Source organism: Alteromonas halophila (assembly GCF_014651815.1).
In the GTDB taxonomy this organism is placed as follows: Bacteria; Pseudomonadota; Gammaproteobacteria; order Enterobacterales; family Alteromonadaceae; genus Alteromonas; species Alteromonas halophila.
On the sequence record NZ_BMXP01000001.1, the window covers coordinates 97,990 to 120,106 of the forward strand.

Here is a 22,117-nt window from a genome sequence, read left to right on the forward strand (position 1 = left end):
CGGCCAGGAAAAGAAGAATAGATGAAGTTAAAACAATTAGTAGCAGCCGGAGTCATGTTATCGAGTGCTAGCTTGGTTAATGCTGCCGATTCCGACAGTGAATTTGTCGTAGAAGATATTCGGGTTGAAGGCCTGCAGCGCGTGGCGCTGGGTGCAGCACTAACTTACCTGCCAGTGCAGGTTGGCGACACTCTGAATGACTTCCGGGTAGCTCAACTTATTCGTTCGCTGTATTCCTCTACGCACTTTGAAAATATCGAAGTATTGCGTGACGGCGATGCGCTGGTAATTAAGGTTACAGAGCGCCCAACCATCAGTAACATCATCTTTGACGGTAATGACGACATTAAAGATGAACAGCTGCAGGGCAGCCTGGATGGAAATGGTGTGCGTGTCGGTGAACCGCTGGACAAGACCGTGCTGACGTCCATTGAGAATGGCCTTAAGGACTTCTTTTACAGCATTGGTAAATACAATGCTGATGTTACTGCCATCATTACGCCACTGCCCCGAAACCGGGTAGATCTGAAATTATTGTTTGAAGAGGGCGATGCAGCCGAAATTCAGCAGTTAAATATTGTCGGCAACGAGATTTTCTCAGACGAAGAACTGACAAAGAATTTTGAGCTGCAGTATGACACCCCATGGTGGGACTTCCTGTCGGAAACGCGCTATCAGCGGCAAACGCTGCAGGGGGATATGGAAACGATCCGAAACTACTATCTGGATCGCGGCTACCTTAAATTCAAAATCGATTCAACACAGGTGTCGATGACACCCGAGAAGTCCGGTATTTACATTGCGCTTAATGTTGAAGAAGGTGAGCAGTACACCATCTCTGACGTAGAGCTGGTAGGCGATGTGCTGGGACACGAAGAATATATAAAACGTGTTCTGCCCCTGACTCCGGGTGAACTTTATAATCAGGCTGAGGTGACTTACACCGAGGAATTTATCAGCAAGTATCTGGGCCGGTTTGGCTATGCCTACCCAACGGTTACGACGGTTCCGGATATTAATGAAGAAGACAAGACCGTGAAGCTGACCTTATCGGTCGATCCCGGTAAACGAATTTATGTTCGCCGTATTAACTTCAACGGTAACTCTGTAACTTCTGATCGGGTGCTGCGCCAGAACGTTAGCCAGATGGAAGGGGCCTGGTTGTCTAACAACCTGCTGGAGTCGTCGAAAAATGCAATGTCGCGACTGACTTACATGGAAGAAGTGGAGTTCGAGACGGTTCGTATTCCCGGCGAAGACGACAAGGTTGACGTTAACTACAACGTGAAAGAGCAGCCATCAGGCTCCTTTAACGCCGGTATCGGTTATGGTGACCGTACCAAGCTGAGTCTGCAGGCAGGGATCCAGCAGGATAACTTTCTGGGCACCGGTAAAATGGTGGGAATTAACCTGAGTACGGTGTCGTATCAGCGTTCAGTACAACTGACCTACAATGACCCCTTCTTTACCATTGACGGTATCAGTCTGGGTGGCTCAATTGGGTACAGTGAGTTTGACGGCTCAGACTTTAACGTAGTGCGGTATAACTCTACGCAGTATTCTATCGGTGCCAACATTGGCTATCCGATTGACGAGTTTAACCGGATTAACTTTGGTCTGACTTACCGGAACGTAGAACTGACCGATCGCGGCTATTATGAACAAACGCAGCGTTTCTATAACCAGTTTGCTGACGTTAACGATCCCGATGCGCCGGTAAAATACCAGAGTTATGAAACCAGTGTGGCCTGGAGTCGCAGTACACTTAACCGGGGCGTGTTCCCCACCGCCGGTTCGACCCAGCGTGCTTCATTTAGCGTCACCACGCCTAACTCGGATGTAAACTACTTTAAGACCGTGTTTGACGGTCGCTGGTACTTCCCGCTGACACGGGATCAGAAATGGTCAGTACTCGCACGTGTGAGAATGGGCTATGGGAACGGCTACAGCGATGTGAACGGCGATGATCAGATTTTGCCTTTCACCGAAAACTTTACCGCGGGTGGTTCTGACACCTTACGGGGCTTCGAAAATAATACGGTAGGCCCGCGTGGTGTTATCTTAAGCACCAATAATGTTATAAACGGGCCGGACGGTGAGCGTTATCCGGGCGATCCGTCAAAAGACTCGCTGCAGGTTATTCGCCGCAGTCTGGGTGGTAATGCGATGGTGCTTGCCGGCCTGGAACTTATTGTGCCGACCCCATTTGTCGAAGACGAAATGAGTAATTCGGTGCGGACCAGTGCCTTTATCGATGTTGGTAACGTCTGGGACACTGAATTTGACTACGACTATTATAGTCAGTTTAATCAGCCTGATACCCGATATGGCAGATTGTTGGACTATTCAGACTGGACGCAGTATCGTAGTTCAGCAGGTCTTTCTGTACAATGGATTTCACCGATGGGTCCGATGGTGTTTAGTTTCTCCAAAGCCATTCAGAAACGCGATGGCGATGATGCGGCGTTCTTCACCTTTAATATCGGGCAGACATTCTAAATTTGAATCAAGGCAACCCGCCGACAATAAGACGTACAAAGGAGTTCCTTTTGAAACAGTTGGTAAAACAATTTATTGCAACCGCAATGTTAGGAAGCGCGCTGATGAGCACATCGGCCATGGCAGAACAAAAGATCGGCGTAGTCGACGTCCAGGGCGTTTTCCAGTCTATGCCCCAGGCTGCTGAAATTCAGAACAGCATCCAGGTGGAATTTAAGGACCGCATTGAAGAAGTCAATCAGCTTCAGCGTGATGGTCAGTTCTATGCAGAGCGTCTGCAGCGTGATGCAGCGACCATGAGCGAGCAGGAAAAGCAGGATCTGCAACAGAAAATTCTGGGTGTTCGTGAAGAACTGTCTAAAAAAGCGCAGCCTCTTCAGCAGGAAATCCAGCAGCGCAGAAACGAAGAGCAAAACAAGTTGCTAGGTCTTATCAAGCAGGCGATTGACACCGTTGCGGCTGACGAGGGCTACGATCTGGTACTGACTTCAGGCGCCGTGTCGTTCGCAAAAGAAAACTACGACATGTCTGAAAAAGTGCTGGAGCAGGTCAACAAGGCGAACTAATCGCCTGATTGTTAGCCCGGCATGATACAAAGGTAAGATAAAATAAAGCAGACTAACACCGAAAGGTGTTGGTCTGATTTGTTTTTTACGCGCAAAAGCGTATGGTTGCCGCCAATTAACCTAACAACCCGCACAGATGGCTGAGCCATGCTCGGGAAGCGGCAAAGGAGAACTATTTTTGTCCAATTCACTCAACGCTATCGATATTCAGGAAATCCTCGACTTACTTCCACACCGTTATCCATTTTTAATGGTCGATCGTGTCACTGAGTATGAGCTGGGGAAGTCGATAAAAGCCTATAAAAATGTCACCGTGAATGAACCCTGTTTTACCGGGCACTTTCCGGATCAGCCTATTTTCCCCGGCGTGATGATACTCGAAGCGATGGCACAGGCCGCGGGCGTGCTGGGCTTTAAGACCATGGGTAACTCTGACCAGCTATATTTATTTGCAGGTATCGACAGTGCACGTTTTAAGCGGCCGGTGGTGCCTGGTGACAGGCTTGAGATGGACGTTGAACTGGTCAAGGAGCGTCGTGGGATCTGGAAGTTCAGAGGCGTAGCGAGAGTCGATGATAATGACGTGTGCTGCGCAGAGTTTATGTGTGCAATGAGAGAGATGCCGTAACGTGATCCATCCAACCGCTGTCATTTCACAAAACGCGACACTGGGCCAGAATGTTGAAGTTGGTCCGTTTTGTTTCGTTGACGACGATGTCGAAATTGGCGATAACTGCCGCCTGACTTCACATGTTGTTATCCGAGGCCCAAGCCGGATAGGTAAGAACAATACGTTCTACCAGTTTTCCTCAATTGGTGAAGACTGTCAGGATAAAAAATATGCCGGGGAGCGTACAGAACTGGTAATCGGTGATGATAATGTTTTCAGGGAAGGCGTAACCGTTCACCGGGGCACAGTCCAGGACAATGCGTTAACCCAAATTGGTTCGCGCAATCTGCTGATGGTCAATGCGCATGTCGCCCACGACTGCATGCTGGGCAATGATATTATCCTCGCCAACAACGTAGCGGTTGCTGGTCATGTACAGATTGATGATTTTGCAATTGTAGGCGGAGCAGTAGGTATTCATCAGTTCTGCAAAATCGGCGCACACGCATTTCTGGGTGCCGGCGGAATTATTCTGCGCGATGTGCCCCCATTTATTATGGTTAGCGGTCACAAACATGTTCCTCAGGGCATCAACGCCGAAGGCCTGCGTCGTCGCGGTTTTTCAAAAGAAGCGATTATGGCGGTCAAGCGTGCCTACAAAGTTATCTATCGCGAAGGCAATACCCTCGGTGAGGCAATTGAGAAGCTAAAAGGGCCTGCAACCGAACATGAAGAAGTAGGATTGCTGGCTGCGTTTCTTGAAAAGGCTGAGCGCGGAATCATTCGCTGATATGCACACCCACAAGCCGATTCGTATAGGCGTTGTCGCCGGTGAGCCTTCCGGCGATGTACTTGCTGCAGGCATGTTAAAGGAAATCAAGCGGCGCCTCCCTGATGCAATTATTGAAGGGATCGGCGGTCCACATATGCAGGCAGCGGGTTGCCGGACGTTGTTTGATATGGAAACCCTGTCTGTCATGGGCCTGGTCGAGGTACTTAAACATCTGCCTGCCATTCTCAGGGTGAAGCGTCAGTTGCTGGCGCATTTTGCCAGCCATCCACCGGATATCTTCATCGGGGTGGATGCGCCAGACTTTAATCTGCGTATTGAAGCGGCGTTAAAAGCGCGTGGTATTCACACCGTCCACTATGTCAGCCCGACAATCTGGGCCTGGCGAGAAAAAAGAATCCATAAAATTGCGCGTGCAGCGAATCGCGTGCTGGGTATTTTCCCCTTTGAGCGTGAGGTATATGACAAGCATCAGGTACCTTACACTTTTGTCGGCCACACCATGGCAGATACCATTGCCCTGCAACCGGATAAAACCTCGGCGCGCAATACACTTGGTTTAGAACACAACGCACCTGTGCTGGCAGTCCTGCCGGGCTCGCGTCGTCGGGAAGTAGAAAGTCTGTTGCCGATTTTTGCCAAGACTATGGATAAGGTGCGTGCTGCGCTCCCCGGGTGTCAGTTTGTGATACCGGCGGTGAATGCGCAGCGCAAAAACGAAATCACCGGTATGCTGGCGGCATCAGACGCAATGTCGTCATCCGATGTGCATGTGCTAGACGGGCATTCCCGTGAGGCCATGATAGCCAGTGATGTGATCTTACTGGCATCTGGCACAGCTACACTGGAAGCAATGTTATGCAAAAGGCCCATGGTGGCAGCTTATCTGCTTTCGCCACTGACCTACCGCATTATGCAACGGTTATATAAACCTGACTATTTTTCGCTGCCCAATCTGCTGGCGGACGAAGAAATTGTGCCTGAGCTGTTACAGGAAGCGGTTAACCCCGACACGCTGGCCAGTACCTTGTTGCCTTATTTTACCCAGGATAATGCGGCGCTGATTGCCCGCTTTACCGACCTGCATCACACCCTAAAATGCGATGCGGACAAATGCGCGGCTGATGCCGTACTGGAGGAGCTGAATGCCTGACTATATTGCCGGAGTGGATGAAGTTGGACGTGGTCCGCTGGTGGGGGATGTTGTCACTGCGGCGGTGATCCTTGATCCGGCTCATCCAGTTGAAGGGCTGACAGATTCAAAAAAACTCACAGCACGTCGCCGCGAGGCACTGGCTGCACAAATTAAAGCCTCAGCACTATGCTGGGCCATCGGCCGGGCGACGCCTGCGGAAATTGATGAGATAAATATTCTGCATGCCACTATGCTGGCCATGCAACGCGCGGTCGACCAGCTTACCGTAGCGCCGACACTGGTGCGGGTCGACGGTAACCGGGCACCGCAATGGACCTATGAAACTCAGACCGTCGTGAAAGGCGATTCGCTGTTTGCAGAAATTTCGGCGGCGTCTATTCTGGCCAAAGTTACCCGGGATGCAGACATGCTAAGCCTGGACGCGGCCCATCCCGAGTACGGCTTCGCTGGCCATAAAGGCTATCCGACCAAAGCCCATTTTGCCGCTTTGGCTGAACACGGGGTGTTGCCGTGTTATCGTAAAAGTTTTAAACCCGTGCAGGCCAGACTGGCCGCTGCTGAAAATGAGTTCTCCCGCTGATGTCATCGTCGTTTATTCACCTTCGGGTTCACAGTGACTTTTCTATGATGGATGGCCTGAATAAGGTCAAACCGATTCTTAACAAAGTAGCAGAACTTAACATGCCGGCGGTGGGGATCACCGACCAGATGAACATGTGCGGCCTGGTTAAGTATTATTCTGAAGCACATGCGCTTGGCATTAAACCCATTATCGGTACTGACTTCTGGGTCACCAATGAAGCATTTGGCGAGGAGCCGTTCAGACTGACCTTACTGGCCATGGATAATACCGGCTATAACAATATTACGGTGTTAATCTCTAAAGCCTATTTACGCGGGTATATCGCTCACCGGCCAGTGATTGACCAGGCCTGGCTCAGCGAACACAGTGACGGCATTATTGTGCTGTCAGGCGGTATGCACGGCGATGTGGGTGTCGGCCTGATGAAAAATAACGGGCGTCTTATTGACGATGCGCTGGCCTTTTATCAGCAGCATTTTGCCGATCGTTTTTACCTTGAACTGACCCGCACGGGGCGACCCGGTGAAGAAGACTACCTTCACCATGCTGTAGAGCTTGCCGAGCATCGTGATCTGCCGGTCGTGGCGACCAATGAAGTCTGCTTTATTGAGCCTGAAGGCTATGACGCGCACGAAATACGGGTGTGTATTCACGATGGTTACACCCTTGAGGACACCCGTCGCCCGAAACGTTACAGCCAGCAACAGTATCTGCGCAGTAGCGAGGAAATGGCGGAGCTGTTCAGCGATATTCCGGAAGCGCTTGAAAATACAATAGAAATTGCTAAGCGCTGCAATGTCACTGTGCGCTTAGGCGAATATTTTCTGCCGCAATTTCCTACTGGTGGCATGACGACCGAGGATTTTCTGGTAAAGGTCTCAGAAGAGGGTCTGGAAGAGCGGCTTAACTTTCTGTTTCCTGATGAACAGGAACGTAACGAAAAGCGTGGTGCCTATGATGAGCGCCTGAAAATCGAGCTGCAGGTCATCAACCAAATGGGGTTTCCGGGCTACTTCCTGATTGTTATGGAATTTATCCAGTGGAGTAAGGATAACGGCATTCCGGTCGGACCGGGCAGGGGCTCCGGAGCCGGTTCACTGGTCGCCTATGCGCTTAAAATCACTGATCTGGATCCACTCGAATTCGACCTGCTGTTTGAGCGCTTCCTGAATCCGGAACGGGTCTCAATGCCTGACTTTGACGTTGATTTCTGTATGGATCGGCGCGACGAGGTGATTGACCACGTTGCCGAGCTGTACGGTCGTCAGGCGGTCTCGCAGATCATTACCTTCGGGACAATGGCGGCGAAAGCCGTGGTGCGGGATGTCGGACGGGTGCTTGGGCATCCTTATGGCTTTGTCGATCGGATTTCCAAACTGATCCCGCCGGACCCGGGCATGACGCTGGGTAAAGCGTTTGAAGCAGAGCCGCGGCTACCGGAGTTGTACGATCAGGATGAAGAAGTCAAAGATCTTATCGACATGGCGCGTATTCTTGAAGGGGTTACCCGGAATGCCGGTAAACACGCCGGGGGCGTGGTGATTGCGCCAACCACTATTACTGATTTTGCGCCCCTGTATTGCGATGAGGAAGGGAATAACCCGGTTACCCAGTTTGATAAAAACGATGTGGAAACCGCAGGCCTGGTTAAGTTTGACTTCCTCGGTCTGCGAACCCTGACCATTATTCAGTGGGCCATCGATATGATCCGCGAGGGTAAAGGAACCGAGATCGATATCACTGCGATCCCGCTGGAAGACCGAACCTCGTTTAAGATGCTGCAAAAGGCCGAGACAACAGCCGTATTCCAGCTTGAATCCCGGGGCATGAAGGAACTTATTAAGCGACTTCGTCCGGATTGTTTTGAAGATATTATCGCACTGGTAGCGTTGTTCAGACCGGGACCACTGCAATCAGGCATGGTAGAGAACTTCATTGATCGCAAGCATGGCCGCGAAGAGATCTCGTACCCGGATGCGGATTATCAGCATGAGTGTCTGAAAGAAATTCTTGAGCCCACCTATGGCATTATCCTGTATCAGGAGCAGGTGATGCAGATTGCCCAGGAAATGGCCGGCTACTCACTGGGCGGTGCTGATTTGTTGCGCCGGGCGATGGGTAAGAAAAAGCCGGAAGAAATGGAGAAGCAGCGCGCGGTGTTTGCCGAAGGATCGAAGGCAAATAATATCGACCCTGACCTGGCGATGAAGATCTTTGACCTGGTAGAGAAATTCGCAGGTTATGGCTTTAACAAATCTCACTCTGCCGCGTATGCACTGGTCTCTTACCAGACGCTGTGGCTAAAAGCGCATTATCCTGCCGAGTTTATGGCGGCGGTAATGTCCGCTGACATGGACAATACCGATAAGATTGTCACCCTGGTGGATGAATGTGCGCGCATGGGGCTGACTATCATGCCACCGGATCTGAATACCGGCCGCTATAAATTTACGGTCGATGAAGCGGGCCGTATCGTATATGGTATTGGTGCCATCAAAGGGGTGGGCGAAGGTCCCATAGAAGCGATTATTGAAGCCCGCGAAAACCAGGGCAAATTTACAGACTTGTTTGATTTTTGTGCTAAAGTTGACGTCAAACGCGTAAACAAACGGGTACTGGAAAAGCTGGTGCTTGCGGGTGCCATGGATAACCTGGGCCCACACCGGGCAGCATTAATGGCAACATTGCCTGAAGCGATTGCCGCGGCAGGGCAGCATGCCAAGGCCGAGTCATACGGGCAGTCTGATATGTTTGGGCTGTTAACCACAGAGCCTGAAGACGTTGAACAGGCTTTTGCCGAAGTACCGCAGTGGTCTGAAAAGGTATGGCTGGAAGGGGAAAAAGATACCCTGGGGCTGTATCTGACCGGTCACCCGATAAACCAGTATGCTGAGGAAATCAGTCATTACGCCGATGGCCGGCTGGTCGACTTGAAGCCGACCAGCAAAGATAACCCGGCCAGTGCCGTGGGTCTGGTGCTTGGGGTCAGAGTGATGACCAATAAGCGCGGTCGTCGCTGGGCAATTGTGACACTGGATGATAAGAGTGCGCGCATGGATGTACGATTTTTTCCGGACGCGTACGAGCAGTTTGAAAGTGTGCTCGAGCCGGACAGAATTTTATTAATCCGTGGACAGGTCAGCTTTGATGATTACGCCGGGGGCAATACAATCACCGCCCGCGACGTCATGGATATCGTTCAGGCGCGTCAAAAGAACGCCCGGGCGCTAGCCATACAACTGGATACACAACAGTGTGATAATCGCATGCTGTCATCGCTGACATCGGTACTGCAGGCTTACAATGGCGGCAGCACACCGGTACAGCTACAGGTTATACATCCGGACGCCGAAGTGACGCTCACTTGTGGCGCAAGGTGGTACGTCACACCTGAAGATCAACTGCTGCATGACTTAAAGCAGCAAATGGGCGAACAGGCAGTCAGTCTGATATACCATTAGATCACAGGCCATCGTGACGGGCGCAGTAGGAATAGGACACAGAATGAATATACAGTTTTTGGATTTTGAACAGCCAATTGCCGAATTAGAAGCAAAAATAGAAGAGCTGCGGCTGGTCAATAAAGGCGGCGATTTTGATGTCGGTATTGAAGAAGAGGTCAATCGCCTGCGCAGTAAAAGTGCCGAGTTAACCAAAAAGATCTTTTCCGATCTTGGTGCGTGGCAGGTGTCTCAACTCGCGCGTCATCCCATGCGGCCCTACACCCTTGACTACGTTGGGCAGGTGTTTACGGCGTTTGATGAGCTGGCCGGTGATCGTGCTTATGCCGATGATAAGGCGATTGTTGGTGGCCCGGCGATGCTGGATGATATTCCGGTAATGCTCATCGGGCACCAGAAAGGTCGTGATACCTATGAAAAAGTGCGCCGAAACTTCGGTATGCCGAAACCTGAGGGCTACCGCAAGGCACTGCGGCTGATGAAAATGGCTGAGCGTTTTAATCTGCCGATAATTACCCTCATCGATACCCCAGGGGCGTACCCGGGTGTGGGCGCAGAAGAGCGTGGCCAGAGTGAAGCTATCGCCCGTAACCTGTTTGAAATGGCCGAGCTGAAAGTACCTATTATCTGTACAGTGATCGGTGAAGGTGGCTCGGGCGGTGCACTGGCGATTGGTGTTGGTGATCGCGTGAACATGCTGCAGTATTCCACCTATTCTGTCATTTCTCCGGAAGGCTGCGCCTCTATTTTGTGGAAAAGTGCAGAGAAAGCACCGCTTGCCGCAGAAGCGATGGGCGTCAGTGCTCCTAAAATTAAAGAGCTAGGACTGATTAACGCAATCATTGATGAACCCCTGGGCGGGGCGCATCGTGATCATGGTGGCATGGCTGCCAACCTGAAAGCGACGCTTAAACAGCAACTCAGTCAGCTTCAGTCGCTGGATACCTCTAAGCTGATGAAAGAGCGTTATGACCGCCTGATGCGCTTTGGTTATTGCTAAGCATTGCATGTGGAACTGGCTGCCTTAACTCACACCATCGAAAACCTGAAACGGCTGTCTGCACCGCATCAAGCCCGCGAGTGTCACTTTGTTGTGGCATTAAGTGGCGGGCTTGACTCCACGCTCTTGCTACTTGCCACCCACCTGTTATGTCAGAACACAGAGGCCCGTCTCAGCGCTGTTCACGTGCACCATGGCCTGAGTCCTAATGCCGATAGCTGGCTGACACACTGTCAGTCGCTCTGTAATACGCTGCAGGTCCCTTTTTACACAGAACAGGTCAGCATTAACGTCTCCTCCCGTACCAGCCTTGAAGCCGAGGCCAGAGAGGCTCGTTATCGTGTGCTTATTGATTATTGCCATCAGCATCAGGGAATGTTGCTGCTTGGTCACCACCTGCAGGACCAACTGGAAACGGTACTGTTACAGTTGAAACGGGGTGCCGGCCCGCGCGGTCTTGCCGGAATGGGGGAATTACAGCGTCGCCAGGGGATAGCTGTACTACGGCCCATGCTGACACTGGAGCGCAGCGATATCGAAGCCGCAGTGCGTGAGCGTGGGTTTAACTGGATTGACGATGAGTCGAATCAGGATACGCAGTATGATCGTAATTTTCTGCGCCATCAGATCATCCCGGCACTGACCGCGCGCTGGCCACAGTTACCTCAGACAGTGGCGCGCAGTGCCCGCCTGTGCGCCGAGCAGGACGCAATGATAGACGAGGAAGCCCGGGCGCGACTTAAGTGTATGACGGGCACACAGAATAGCCTGAGCCTGCCGTGCTTGCGTGAACAGCCCGTGCTCTGGCAACGCGCTATTGTCCGGGTCTGGCTGATGCAGCATGACATCGCAATGCCAAGTTACGCGCAGCTTGAACAGGTACTGTCGATGTGCGACGCCCGGCAGGATGCCCAACCGGCTGTTACACTGGGGGCGCATCAGATTCGTCGCTTCGATGGTGCCCTGTATGTGGTTGGGCCGCAGGTGGCGCCTCCGCGAACGACAGTGTCTGTGGTGCCAGGCACGGGCGTACCTTTGGACTGGCTTGACTGCGAGCTGACCGTATCTGTTACTGACCCATCTCTGGCTGCATGCGCATGGTCCCTGCAGGCCGGTATGCCCGCTATTCGGGTAACCCCTGAGGGTAAAGGCTTTTCCAAGCCGCTGAAACAGTGGGTCAAAGCATGGAAAATTCCTGCCTGGGAGCGTCCGGGCGTGACCGTGTTATTTTGTGATAAAACGCCCGTGGCGGTGCTCACTCCCACTGCCGATTATCGGTTGGCGGACTTTACCGGCCAGGTACAACTCATTCGCCGGGCACGGACGTAAGACGCAGGTAAGGCGGACGTGCTACGTAAATATGCGGGATAATCAGGGGGCCGATCCTTGCCCCGGACCGGCAATTTATGCCGCCTGGTAGGTGTTTTTTCCGGCGTGTTTGGCCTGATACAAAGCCTGGTCGGCGCGGTCAAACAGGGTGATGAAATCATCGCCCTCGCGATAAAGCGCACCGCCAAGGCTGCAGGATATAGCATGGTTTCTCAGGTAGGCAGAGTCTCTCACCAGCGCCTGTAAACGGTCAGCGGCTGCGGCAAGCTGATCGCTGGTCTGGCAGTCCATCAGGCAACAGAACTCGTCCCCGCCAAACCGGAAAGCTTCATCTTCATGGCGTAAAGACTGGCGTATGAGTTGTGCGACATTGATCAATACCTTGTCACCTTCGCTGTGGCCACGCGTGTCGTTAACTGTTTTAAAGTTGTCCAGATCCATGATCAACAGCGCAAAAGGCTGCTGATGGCGCTGGCTGCGACCTATTAATCGCATCAGTGCCTCATCAAATCCGTTACGGTTACCGAGTTCAGTTAGCGTATCTTTGGTGGCCATATGGGTGACCCGGTTGTATTCCAAAGCATTACTGAACTGCTGGCAAAACAACTGATGTACCTGTAACAGCCAGCCATATTGTTCGCCGTCCAGAGGCTGAAAAAACGTGTAGTACGCATGGCGAGTTTCACAATCGTTGTTCTGGCAGGAAGCTGGCAGAACCAGTTCAATACAGACACTGCCGACGGCGGCTTTTTGTCCGAACCGCAGGGCAGGATCGTAATCACGAAGATCAAGACTGGCAATAGGGAACAGTCGCGTCATATGCTGGTAGTAGGCGAGCGTCAGTTCAGGGATCACCAGTGTCGACAGTAGTTGAGTCATCATTGCACAGACCTGCTCTGCAGAGACTGGCGTGTTCGTTGCCGGCGATGAGTAAAAATTGTGCTGTGCTGTGCTATCGTAGATAGTAGTAGAAAAATCCACGGTGATGCCCCTATAAGCTCTGCTTGCATTGCCGTGTAACGCTTCATACTGTCAATTTAGTGACAGCGAGAAGTGGCCACGACACGTTGGTTCAGATGAGCAAAATCTGTGCCTTTTTGATAAGCACTGATTTGCCTGTGCAATTTTGCCATTGGGAGACCGAATGTTAGGAAGTGGGTTCGTTAACATTGTCGTGCTGATGTTTCTGGCAGTTTTATGTGTGGCGAGTTTTCGCCGCCTGCACCTGCCTCCCATCCTCGCCTATCTGTTCGCGGGAATTCTGGCCGGGCCACAGGTTTTGACGTTATTTGCACACCCCGAGCAAATGCATTTACTGGCAGAAATTGGCATTGTGTTTCTGCTATTTTCCCTTGGGCTTGAGTTTTCTTTACCAAAGTTAATGGCGATGCGCTCGCTGGTGTTTGGGGTCGGCGCGGGGCAAATGATCGTCACTACCTCGCTATTCAGTGTTATTGCCTATGCAGTGGGGATTGAGCTGGATGCCGCTATTATTGTGGGTGGCATGCTGGCGCTTAGCTCGACAGCGATTGTGATAAAGCAGGTAACGGAAATGGGCCTGCTCAATAACCGGCGTTCACAACTGGCCGTCAGTGTACTGCTGTTCCAGGACCTGGCGGTGGTGCCCTTTCTTATCGCTATCCCGCTGTTGAGCAAAGACGGCGATTTCAGTGTTGTGAAAGTACTCACCGAATCTCTTCTTAAAGGCGTGTTTGTCGTGGCGCTCTTGCTGTCGGTAGGGAAGTGGGTGCTGCCCTGGGTCTTTCGTGAAGTCGCCAAAAGCCGCACTGATGAACTATTTGTACTAACCACCATTCTTATTGCCTTGCTTGCTGCCGGACTGACCTACGCGTTTGGACTGTCGATGGCCTTAGGCGCGTTTCTGGCCGGCATGATGCTGGGCGAAAGTCAGTATCGATATCAGCTGGAAGCTGATATTCGCCCGTTCAGAGATATTCTGATGGGCCTGTTTTTTGTCACCGTAGGCATGCAACTGGACTTAAACGTGCTGCTGAACAGCGGCCTGTGGATCACCCTTGGCGTAGTCGCACTGATGGTGGTGAAAGTCGTCATTGTACGTTTTGCTGCGGGCATGTTCCGGTGTGACCCCGTAGATGGCTGGTCGGCAGGTATAAAGTTATGTCAGATAGGTGAGTTTAGTTTTGTTATCGCTGCGCTGGCAACCACGCATGGTGTGCTGAGTTCTGAGCAGTCTACGGTGTTGGTGAGTATGGGCGTTATCAGTATGGCGCTCACGCCGTTTCTGATTACCCGCAGTCTGACGCTTGCTAAGTGGCTGGTGGGCGCAAAACAGCTGGATGCCGAGATGCTCAATGCCAAAGCCCATCAGGAAATGCAGGATCATGTGTTGATTGCCGGATTTGGCCGGGTCGGGCAGTCTGTTGCACGGATGCTGAAGATGGAAGGCATTCCGTTTATTGCTATCGACAGCGATCCGGTGCGGGTTCATGAAAGTCACAATGCCGGCGAGCCTGTGCTGTTTGGCGATGCCAGCCAGCGTGATGTGCTGACCGGTGCCGGTGTGACCCGTGCCAAGCTGGTACTGGTCACCTTCGATCAGCCGGATCGGGCTGCGCAGGTTATCAGTGCAACCCGGCAGCTTACCGAGGCTACCGAAGTAATGGTGCGAACTAAGCGGGATTATCAGTTAGAGGCCCTGTATCAGGCCGGAGCCACGCAAGTGGTACCGGAGTTACAGGAAGGCAGTCTGATGCTGATTTCCCAGGTGCTGCATTATGCCGGTGTACCGATGTCCCGCATTCTTAAACGGGTCAGGGCAGAGCGCAAAGGACGCTACGACCACCTTCACGGCTTTTATCCCGGCGAGACCACGGAGATAAGCTACGGAACCGAAGACAAACTGGAATTTATTCATGCAGTGGTGTTGAACAGCCATGCTGCCTGTATCGGTAAATCGCTGGCCGAACTTGAATGGAAGCGGTTAAGAGTGAAGTTACGGGGGCTGCGGCGGGATGGTACAGAAGTGCCCAATCCTGATAAAACGGCCACATTGCAGTCGGGTGATGTATTAGTGATTGCCGGAAAGCCGCGGCGCGTTGAACGCGCCGAACGATTCTTGCTGGAAGGGGGATAGTATCCCGCGTCGATCTAGGCGACCTTGTCTTTTTCCAGGTCGGCAAACTGCTTTTTCAGATCATAGCCATCGTCGGTGACAATTTTTTCAAGGGTCGCTACCCGATCTTTAAGCGTGGCAATTTCAGCCTCCAGCGCGGCGCGGTCCTTTTTCGCCATACCTTTGTTCTTATCCTTACGGGATTCAACAATTGTTACTATAACCCAGCCAATAATTGCCACTATTGCAATTGCAGTCATGTTCACGATAATTCCCTCAGTTAACATTTATTTTGATAGTCTATGACGATTCGTTCGGTTTGTCTGGTGATTTACCAAAAAACTGCTCGCTCATCACCAGATATCTGCACCGCCACGCTCTGGTAGTATTCAGCAAGGCGTTTGCCAAAATTTTAAGACACTGAAATACAAGGTTATTTATAAAACCTCGGGCAAAACACGCGTTTCCGTTTTAGTGAAATTAACGAAAAAGGTAGTCAATTTAACCAATGCACGACGGTCATCACCAGCAGGATGAAAAATGGATCCGGCACGCGATGTCTCTGGCAACCCGTGCCGAGCAATTAGGGGAAGTGCCGGTTGGCGCGGTAATTGTGGATAACACCGGTCAGGTGCTGGGTGAGGGCTGGAATACGCCCATTACCAGTCATGATCCCTCTGCCCATGCAGAAATGAACGCGGTCAGGGCGGCTGCGCGTTTTCGGGAAAATTATCGGGTTATTGACAGCACGCTGTACGTAACGCTGGAGCCGTGCCCGATGTGTGCGGGGTTGCTGGTGCATAGCCGGGTCAGTCGGGTAGTGTTTGGTGCGTTTGATAACAAAACCGGTGCGGCAGGCTCGGTTATGAACCTGACTGCACATCCAGAGTTAAATCATCAGTTAAAGGTCACCGGGGGGGTACTGGCTACGGCGTGCGCCGAGCAGCTGTCTGCATTTTTTAAGCGAAGACGGGAAGAAATAAAAGCGGCGAAACAGGCCAGAAATGCGGTTATGAAGCCCGCGCCAGATCAGTAAACAGTTCATCATTGATAAACAGTTTACGGCGCTTAAGCACTTTCTGATGCGCACGCTTTAGCATCAGTCGGCGACGATTGTTGTTTTTCAGTCGCGTACCACGGTTTACAAAACGGTTTCTCTTCATTGACACCTCCTGTTTTTTATTTAGCCGATAGGTTACGGCGCCACCATCATGGTAGATCAGTAATATGAAGGTGAAATGACACTTTTCAAGTGGCCGGCTGGACGTGCAGGTAACGATTAAGACGACGTCCGGTTTTCATCCATCCAGACCAGCGTGTCGTAATAGCGACGAATGTTTTCGACATACTGACGCGCCTCGTCACCACGGGCAAAGCCGAATTTTGTCTGGCGGTAATACTTCTTCTGTCGCAGTTGCGGCAGGCGGCGTTTCACATCAACCCAGAGATCAGGGTTGCCACCCTGACGTTGCGTCAGTACTCGGGCATCTTCCAAATGGCCAAGCCCTATGTTGTACGCAGCCAGCGCCATCCAGGTCCGGTCCGGATCATCAATGCGGGCCGGGATCCGGCTTTTCAGGCTGGCAAAGTACTGTGCGCCGCCGCGTATACTCTCCTGGGGATCGGTCCGGTTTGCCACGTCCCAGTCTTTCGCCGTATCGCGGGTCAGCATCATCATTCCCCTGACACCGGTGGGCGATGTGGCATTGGGCTTCCAGTGGCTCTCCTGATAGCTCATCGCGGCGACAAGACGCCAGTCCAGGTCGCCAGCGTACTCTTTAAACCACGGCCGGTATGCAGGCAGTACGCTGTTAATGGCACTGATAAAGGCGCGGGTATCGACAAAGTCGAACTGACGCACGTGCCCGAAATACTTGTCTTCCAGTATACTGAATAAGCCTGCTTCACGGGCCTGACCAAAAAACGCCACCATGGCTGCGCGAATAGAATCATCGCGCTGCGGCCGGACCGCCCAGGCAACCGGCTCGTCTGCGCGCAGTGTTTTACCGACGAGCAACTGAGGGAAACGGCGGCGTTGCAGGGCAATGCGGTTAGAGTCTGCAAGTGTATAATCGAGCTCGCCGTCGGCGACTCTCTGAAGCAGTTCCTCGGCATCCTTGTCATCCGTGGCATACCAGCGCTGCTGATCAGGCGCGCCCAGTCGTGACTGCAGTAGCGCAGCCTGACTGCTGCCGGATACCACGACCATTGGTGCGTCTATCTCTTCTAATGTGTCCGGGTTGGCCGTGCCATTGCGAAAAACCAGGTGCTGATCAACCCGCTGATAGGCTGGCCCGTAGTCGAACAGACTGGTGTCGTTGTAATCAATGACATCACCGGTTGCAATGATGTCCAGTTCCCCTTCAATTAAGTGCTGTCTGGCACTCTGGTAGGAGAAAAAGGGGTAAACCTGCAACTCGACACCCAGATAGTCAGCAAAGTTTTCAAGCAGTTCGTACTCAAAGCCCATGGGGCCGGCGGGGCCGTTATAATAGGTAGTTGAACCGTACAGCGTGCCAACTTTCAGTACACCACGCTCACTGAGCTCGGCCAGTGCGTTTTGCCCAGAAGGGGAATAGCAACTAAACAGCACTGATATACAAAGAACCAGCACGCCCAGTCGCAGGGAGCGATGACAGAAAGGCTGAACCAAAGTTAATAAAGTTATATTCTTCACCAAACCGTAAAAAATCCGTCCTAAACGCTTGCTGACGGTTATCAACGCAGTCGAATTCCTCTATAATCCGCGCGCAAACACTCGTCAAATTCCGGCGGTCGATTGCTATTCGCGGCGTCCGTCACAAACAATCAGGTAACGCACTATGTTGGTCCTTCGAGGCGCTCCCGCTCTGTCCGATTTTCATCAAACTAAACTGATTAACAGGCTGGGTCAATCCGGCATCAGTGTTAAACGGCTCTACAGTGAATTTGTTCACCTGGTTGATACTGACGCGACACTCAGTGATAGTCAGCATCAGGTACTGGACCAACTGCTGACTTACGGGCCGGGCCGTCAGAGCCAGGCGCCGGACGGAAAACTGTTTTTTGTGACGCCCCGCCCGGGCACCATTTCTCCCTGGTCTTCCAAAGCCACCGACATTGCCCACAATTGCGGATTAACCATGATCCACCGCATAGAGCGTGGTACCGCATTTTATATCGAAACAGACACCAGCCTGAATGATGAGCAGGCCCGTCAGGTTCGCGACGCGCTGCACGATAAAATGACACAGACGGTGTTTGGTACACTGGAGGATGCCGGGGTGCTGTTTGCCCAGGCCGAACCGCAGACCTATGCATCGGTAGATATTCTGGGCAGTGGCAAACAGGCGCTGGTTGAGGCAAATCAGACGCTGGGGCTGGCGCTGGCCGACGATGAAATTGATTATTTACATGAAAATTTCACACGGCTGGGACGCAATCCTAACGACGTCGAGCTGTACATGTTTGCGCAGGCAAACTCAGAGCACTGCCGCCATAAAATTTTTAATGCCGACTGGACCATTGACGGCGTCAAGCAGCCCAAGTCATTGTTTAAAATGATAAAAAATACGCATGAGACACATCCTGAGCATGTTTTCTCGGCGTACAAAGATAATGCCGCGGTCATGGAAGGCTGGCCGGCAGGGCGTTTCTTTCCTGAGCCACAGTCTCATCGCTACGATTTTCATCACGAAGACATTGCCATTCTGATGAAGGTAGAAACCCACAATCATCCAACCGCTATCTCCCCCTTCCCAGGCGCAGCCACGGGATCTGGCGGTGAGATCCGCGATGAAGGAGCCACCGGTCGTGGTTCTAAACCCAAAGCCGGACTGGTGGGGTTTAGTGTGTCTAATCTGCGTATTCCCGGTGCACAGCAGCCCTGGGAGACCGACTATGGCAAACCTCAGCGCATTGTCAGCGCACTGGATATCATGCTTGAGGGGCCTTTAGGTGGTGCGGCGTTTAATAATGAGTTTGGCCGGCCTAATCTGCTGGGCTATTTCCGTACCTACGAACAGCAGGTGAACAGCTTCAACGGTGAGGAAGTTCGTGGGTATCATAAGCCCATCATGATTGCGGGCGGGCTTGGTAATATTCGCCAGTCGCACATTGAAAAGGGTGAAATTACGGTTGGCGCGAAACTGATTGTACTGGGCGGCCCGGCCATGAATATTGGTCTTGGCGGTGGCGCGGCCTCGTCAATGGCATCGGGCCAGTCTAACGAAGATCTGGACTTTGCCTCGGTGCAGCGTGAAAACCCGGAAATGGAACGCCGTTGTCAGGAAGTGATTGATGCCTGCTGGCAACTGGGCGACGCTAACCCTATTCAGTTCATTCATGATGTCGGGGCCGGTGGTCTGTCGAATGCGCTGCCTGAACTGGTCAGCGACGGAGGCCGTGGTGGCAACTTCGATTTGCGCAAAGTGTTGTCTGACGAACCTGGCATGACGCCGCTTGAATTGTGGTGTAATGAGTCACAGGAGCGCTATGTGTTGTCAGTGTCTGATGACAACCTGGCAGTGTTCGAGGCAATTTGTCAGCGTGAACGGGCACCGTATGCCATTGTCGGCGATGCAACCGAAGCGCCACATCTGACCCTGAGCGATGACAAATTTAATAACACGCCTATCGATATGCCGCTGGATGTATTGCTGGGCAAGCCACCGAAAATGCACCGCGACGTAGCCACAGCGCAGTGCAGCAGCGAAGCCTTTGACCACATGGGTATTGCACTTGAAGATGCCGTGTCGCGCGTATTACGACTGCCAACGGTGGCAGAGAAAACATTTCTTATTACTATTGGCGACCGTTCAGTGACCGGACTGGTGAGTCGCGACCAGATGGTGGGTCCCTGGCAGGTGCCGGTGGCGGATGTGGCTGTGACAGCCTCGGCGTTTGATACCTATCACGGCGAAGCGATGGCCATGGGCGAGCGCACGCCGGTCGCACTGTTATCTTATGCGGCATCAGCGCGGATGGCGGTCGGTGAGGCACTGACCAATATCGCTGCCGCGCATATTGGTGACAGAAAGCGGATCAAGCTGTCTGCGAACTGGATGGCGGCAGCCGGGCACCCCGGTGAAGATGCCGGACTGTATGAGGCAGTAAAAGCTGTAGGTGAAGAATTATGTCCGGCACTGGGACTGACCATTCCGGTGGGTAAAGACTCAATGTCGATGAAAACAGCGTGGCAGGACGGTGATGAGAAAAAGGCAGTGACCGCGCCGCTGTCGCTGGTGATCTCGGCATTCGGTGCCGTCACCGATATTCGCAAGACCGTCACCCCGCAGTTAAATACTGAGGAAGACGCAACGCGCCTGCTGTTAATCGATCTGGGCGCGGGACAGAACCGCTTAGGCGGCAGTTGTCTGGCGCAGGTATTTTCACAATTAGGTGACAGCCCCGCTGATGTAGATAACGCCGACACACTGGCGGCCTATTTCGATACTATGCAGACACTGATAGCAGATAAAAAAGTACTGGCTTATCACGACCGTTCAGATGGTGGTTTATTTACCACGGTGACTGAAATGGCGTTTGCCGGCAAAACCGGCGTGTCACTGAACCTTGATGACCTGACAGGGGATAGCCTGTCAGTGTTGTTTAACGAAGAGCTTGGTGGTGTGATACAGGTGCGCGATGCGGATCTTAGCGCGGTGCGTGCGGTATTTAATGAGGCCGGGCTTGGAGAGCTGGTTCACGACATCGGTACGCTGAATAACAGTGACACCCTGTGTGTTGAGCACGGCGGCCAGACACTTTACCAGGAAAGTCGCGTTAACCTTCGCCTGATGTGGGCGGAAACCACCCATCACATGCAGACATTGCGCGATAATCCAGACTGCGCACAGCAGGAACATGACGCGAAAAAAGATGTCAATGATCCGGGCCTGCATGCGGCTCTGTCTTATGACGTGAATGAGGATGTTGCCGCGCCGTATATTGCCACGGGCGTGCGCCCTTCAGTTGCAATTTTACGTGAGCAGGGTGTTAACTCGCATCTGGAGATGGCCGCGGCGTTTACACGTGCTGGCTTCAATGCGATTGACGTACATATGAGCGATATTCTGGCAGGTCGCGTCGCGCTGGATGGCTTCAAAGGGCTGGCGGCCTGCGGCGGATTTTCTTACGGTGACGTGTTAGGGGCCGGAGAAGGCTGGGCAAAATCTATCTTATTTAATGCGCAGGCACGGGATCAGTTTGAAGCCTTTTTTAACCGCAATGACACCTTCAGCTTTGGGGTGTGTAATGGCTGCCAGATGCTGTCGAATCTCAAGAGTCTGATCCCCGGAACGGCTCACTGGCCGCATTTCGTTGCCAACCAGTCTGCACGTTTTGAAGCGCGGGTCGCGATGGTCGAGGTACAGCAGTCTGCTTCCGTGATGTTTGAGGGCATGGCGGGATCACGTATGCCGATTGCCGTCTCGCACGGCGAGGGGCAGGCGGAGTTTGCAAAGGCGGATTCATTCGCGACCCTCAAGCAGGGGCGTCAGGTTGCGCTGCGCTATATCGACAACTATGGAAACGTAGCCTCACGGTACCCCGCAAACCCAAATGGTTCACCTGAAGGGATCACCGGTCTGACTTCTGAAGATGGCCGCAGTACCATTATGATGCCGCACCCGGAAAGGGTATTCCGGGCGGTAGCCAATTCATGGTATCCACAGGAGTGGCAGGAAGACGGGGCCTGGATGCGCTTGTTCCGTAATGCGCGCGTATTTGTCGACTAATAGGTATGTCAAAAACGTGACAGGGTGTCAAAAACATAACCAGACACCTTGTCATCTTTCTGTAACTGACTTACATTAGTGAGTGCAATGGAATGTTTTGAGTTTACAGGATGTTAGATTCACCATTCTAACAGTCGGTCATTGTGGTGCGGCTGTGAAGATAACAAGAGACGACGATGAATCGTTCCAGTAAAGGGTTTGGCCTCGCAGGTGTAGCGGTAGCCGTTGCACTGATGTTCGTCACAGCTGTGTTCAGTTCTTCTGCAAAGTCAGCAGAAAATGAAACGCAGTCTTATTACAATATAGTCAACTC

16 protein-coding genes are annotated in these 22,117 nt (G+C 52.4%); 12 read left to right on the forward strand and 4 right to left on the reverse strand.

All coding sequences use genetic code 11. From position 1 onward, the window contains the following. The first annotated feature begins 21 nt into the window (after positions 1 to 21). From bamA to tilS, 9 genes are all read left to right on the forward strand, one after another. The gene (gene bamA, locus IE054_RS00485; protein WP_189403130.1) at positions 22 to 2,499 is read left to right on the forward strand and encodes an outer membrane protein assembly factor BamA; all 2,478 of its coding nucleotides are present in this window, start codon (positions 22 to 24) and stop codon (positions 2,497 to 2,499) included. A 50-nt stretch (positions 2,500 to 2,549) separates the two neighbouring features. Continuing rightward, a complete protein-coding gene (locus IE054_RS00490; protein ID WP_189403131.1) occupies positions 2,550 to 3,065 on the forward strand; it encodes an OmpH/Skp family outer membrane protein in 516 nt (171 codons plus the stop codon). Positions 3,066 to 3,243: 178 nt separating this feature from the next. Then, on the forward strand, positions 3,244 to 3,693 hold the full coding sequence (gene fabZ, locus IE054_RS00495) for a 3-hydroxyacyl-ACP dehydratase FabZ (RefSeq protein ID WP_189403132.1): 450 nt from the start codon (positions 3,244 to 3,246) through the stop codon (positions 3,691 to 3,693). 1 nt (position 3,694) lies between these two features. After that, positions 3,695 to 4,465 carry an acyl-ACP--UDP-N-acetylglucosamine O-acyltransferase gene (gene lpxA, locus IE054_RS00500; protein ID WP_189403133.1) on the forward strand — a complete coding sequence of 257 codons (771 nt, stop codon included), beginning with the start codon at positions 3,695 to 3,697 and terminating at the stop codon, positions 4,463 to 4,465. Position 4,466: 1 nt separating this feature from the next. Continuing rightward, positions 4,467 to 5,618 carry a lipid-A-disaccharide synthase gene (lpxB, locus tag IE054_RS00505; protein ID WP_189403134.1) on the forward strand — a complete coding sequence of 384 codons (1,152 nt, stop codon included), beginning with the start codon at positions 4,467 to 4,469 and terminating at the stop codon, positions 5,616 to 5,618. Beyond that, entirely contained in the window at positions 5,611 to 6,201 is a 591-nt protein-coding gene (gene rnhB / locus IE054_RS00510; protein WP_189403135.1) for a ribonuclease HII, read from the forward strand. Before lpxB ends, rnhB begins: the two co-directional genes overlap by 8 nt. Next, positions 6,201 to 9,665: a DNA polymerase III subunit alpha gene (gene dnaE / locus IE054_RS00515; protein WP_189403136.1), complete on the forward strand. Its 3,465-nt coding sequence runs from the start codon at positions 6,201 to 6,203 to the stop codon at positions 9,663 to 9,665. The genes rnhB and dnaE overlap by 1 nt, the downstream gene beginning before the upstream one ends. Before the next feature lie 43 nt (positions 9,666 to 9,708). After that, positions 9,709 to 10,665 (forward strand): acetyl-CoA carboxylase carboxyl transferase subunit alpha, encoded by a 957-nt coding sequence (gene accA / locus IE054_RS00520; protein WP_189403137.1) that lies wholly within the window; start codon positions 9,709 to 9,711, stop codon positions 10,663 to 10,665. Positions 10,666 to 10,674: 9 nt separating this feature from the next. Continuing rightward, positions 10,675 to 11,994 carry a tRNA lysidine(34) synthetase TilS gene (gene tilS, locus IE054_RS00525; RefSeq protein WP_189403138.1) on the forward strand — a complete coding sequence of 440 codons (1,320 nt, stop codon included), beginning with the start codon at positions 10,675 to 10,677 and terminating at the stop codon, positions 11,992 to 11,994. A 75-nt stretch (positions 11,995 to 12,069) separates the two neighbouring features. Here tilS and IE054_RS00530 read toward each other — a convergent pair whose 3' ends face one another. After that, entirely contained in the window at positions 12,070 to 12,876 is an 807-nt protein-coding gene (locus IE054_RS00530) for a GGDEF domain-containing protein (protein WP_229804954.1), read from the reverse strand. A 262-nt stretch (positions 12,877 to 13,138) separates the two neighbouring features. Here IE054_RS00530 and IE054_RS00535 point away from each other — a divergent pair, with 262 nt between their 5' ends. Then, complete coding sequence (locus IE054_RS00535) at positions 13,139 to 15,109, forward strand: monovalent cation:proton antiporter family protein (RefSeq protein ID WP_189403140.1); 1,971 nt, start codon at positions 13,139 to 13,141, stop codon at positions 15,107 to 15,109. A 14-nt stretch (positions 15,110 to 15,123) separates the two neighbouring features. On the opposite strand, the gene IE054_RS00540 is transcribed toward IE054_RS00535, so the two are convergent. Further along, positions 15,124 to 15,348 (reverse strand): hypothetical protein, encoded by a 225-nt coding sequence (locus IE054_RS00540; RefSeq protein ID WP_189403141.1) that lies wholly within the window; start codon positions 15,346 to 15,348, stop codon positions 15,124 to 15,126. A gap of 248 nt (positions 15,349 to 15,596) precedes the next feature. Between IE054_RS00540 and tadA the strand changes: the two genes are divergently transcribed. Then, a complete protein-coding gene (tadA, locus tag IE054_RS00545; RefSeq protein ID WP_189403142.1) occupies positions 15,597 to 16,124 on the forward strand; it encodes a tRNA adenosine(34) deaminase TadA in 528 nt (175 codons plus the stop codon). On the opposite strand, the gene IE054_RS00550 is transcribed toward tadA, so the two are convergent. Together IE054_RS00550 and mltF are read right to left on the reverse strand one after the other, a co-directional pair. Beyond that, positions 16,099 to 16,251: a hypothetical protein gene (locus tag IE054_RS00550; RefSeq protein WP_189403143.1), complete on the reverse strand. Its 153-nt coding sequence runs from the start codon at positions 16,249 to 16,251 to the stop codon at positions 16,099 to 16,101. The two genes, tadA and IE054_RS00550, sit on opposite strands and share 26 nt — an antisense overlap. A 116-nt stretch (positions 16,252 to 16,367) precedes the next feature. Further along, positions 16,368 to 17,765: a membrane-bound lytic murein transglycosylase MltF gene (mltF, locus tag IE054_RS00555; RefSeq protein ID WP_229804955.1), complete on the reverse strand. Its 1,398-nt coding sequence runs from the start codon at positions 17,763 to 17,765 to the stop codon at positions 16,368 to 16,370. Between the two features lie 145 nt (positions 17,766 to 17,910). Between mltF and purL the strand changes: the two genes are divergently transcribed. Then, complete coding sequence (gene purL, locus IE054_RS00560) at positions 17,911 to 21,804, forward strand: phosphoribosylformylglycinamidine synthase (protein ID WP_189403144.1); 3,894 nt, start codon at positions 17,911 to 17,913, stop codon at positions 21,802 to 21,804. Positions 21,805 to 22,117: the final 313 nt, after the last annotated feature.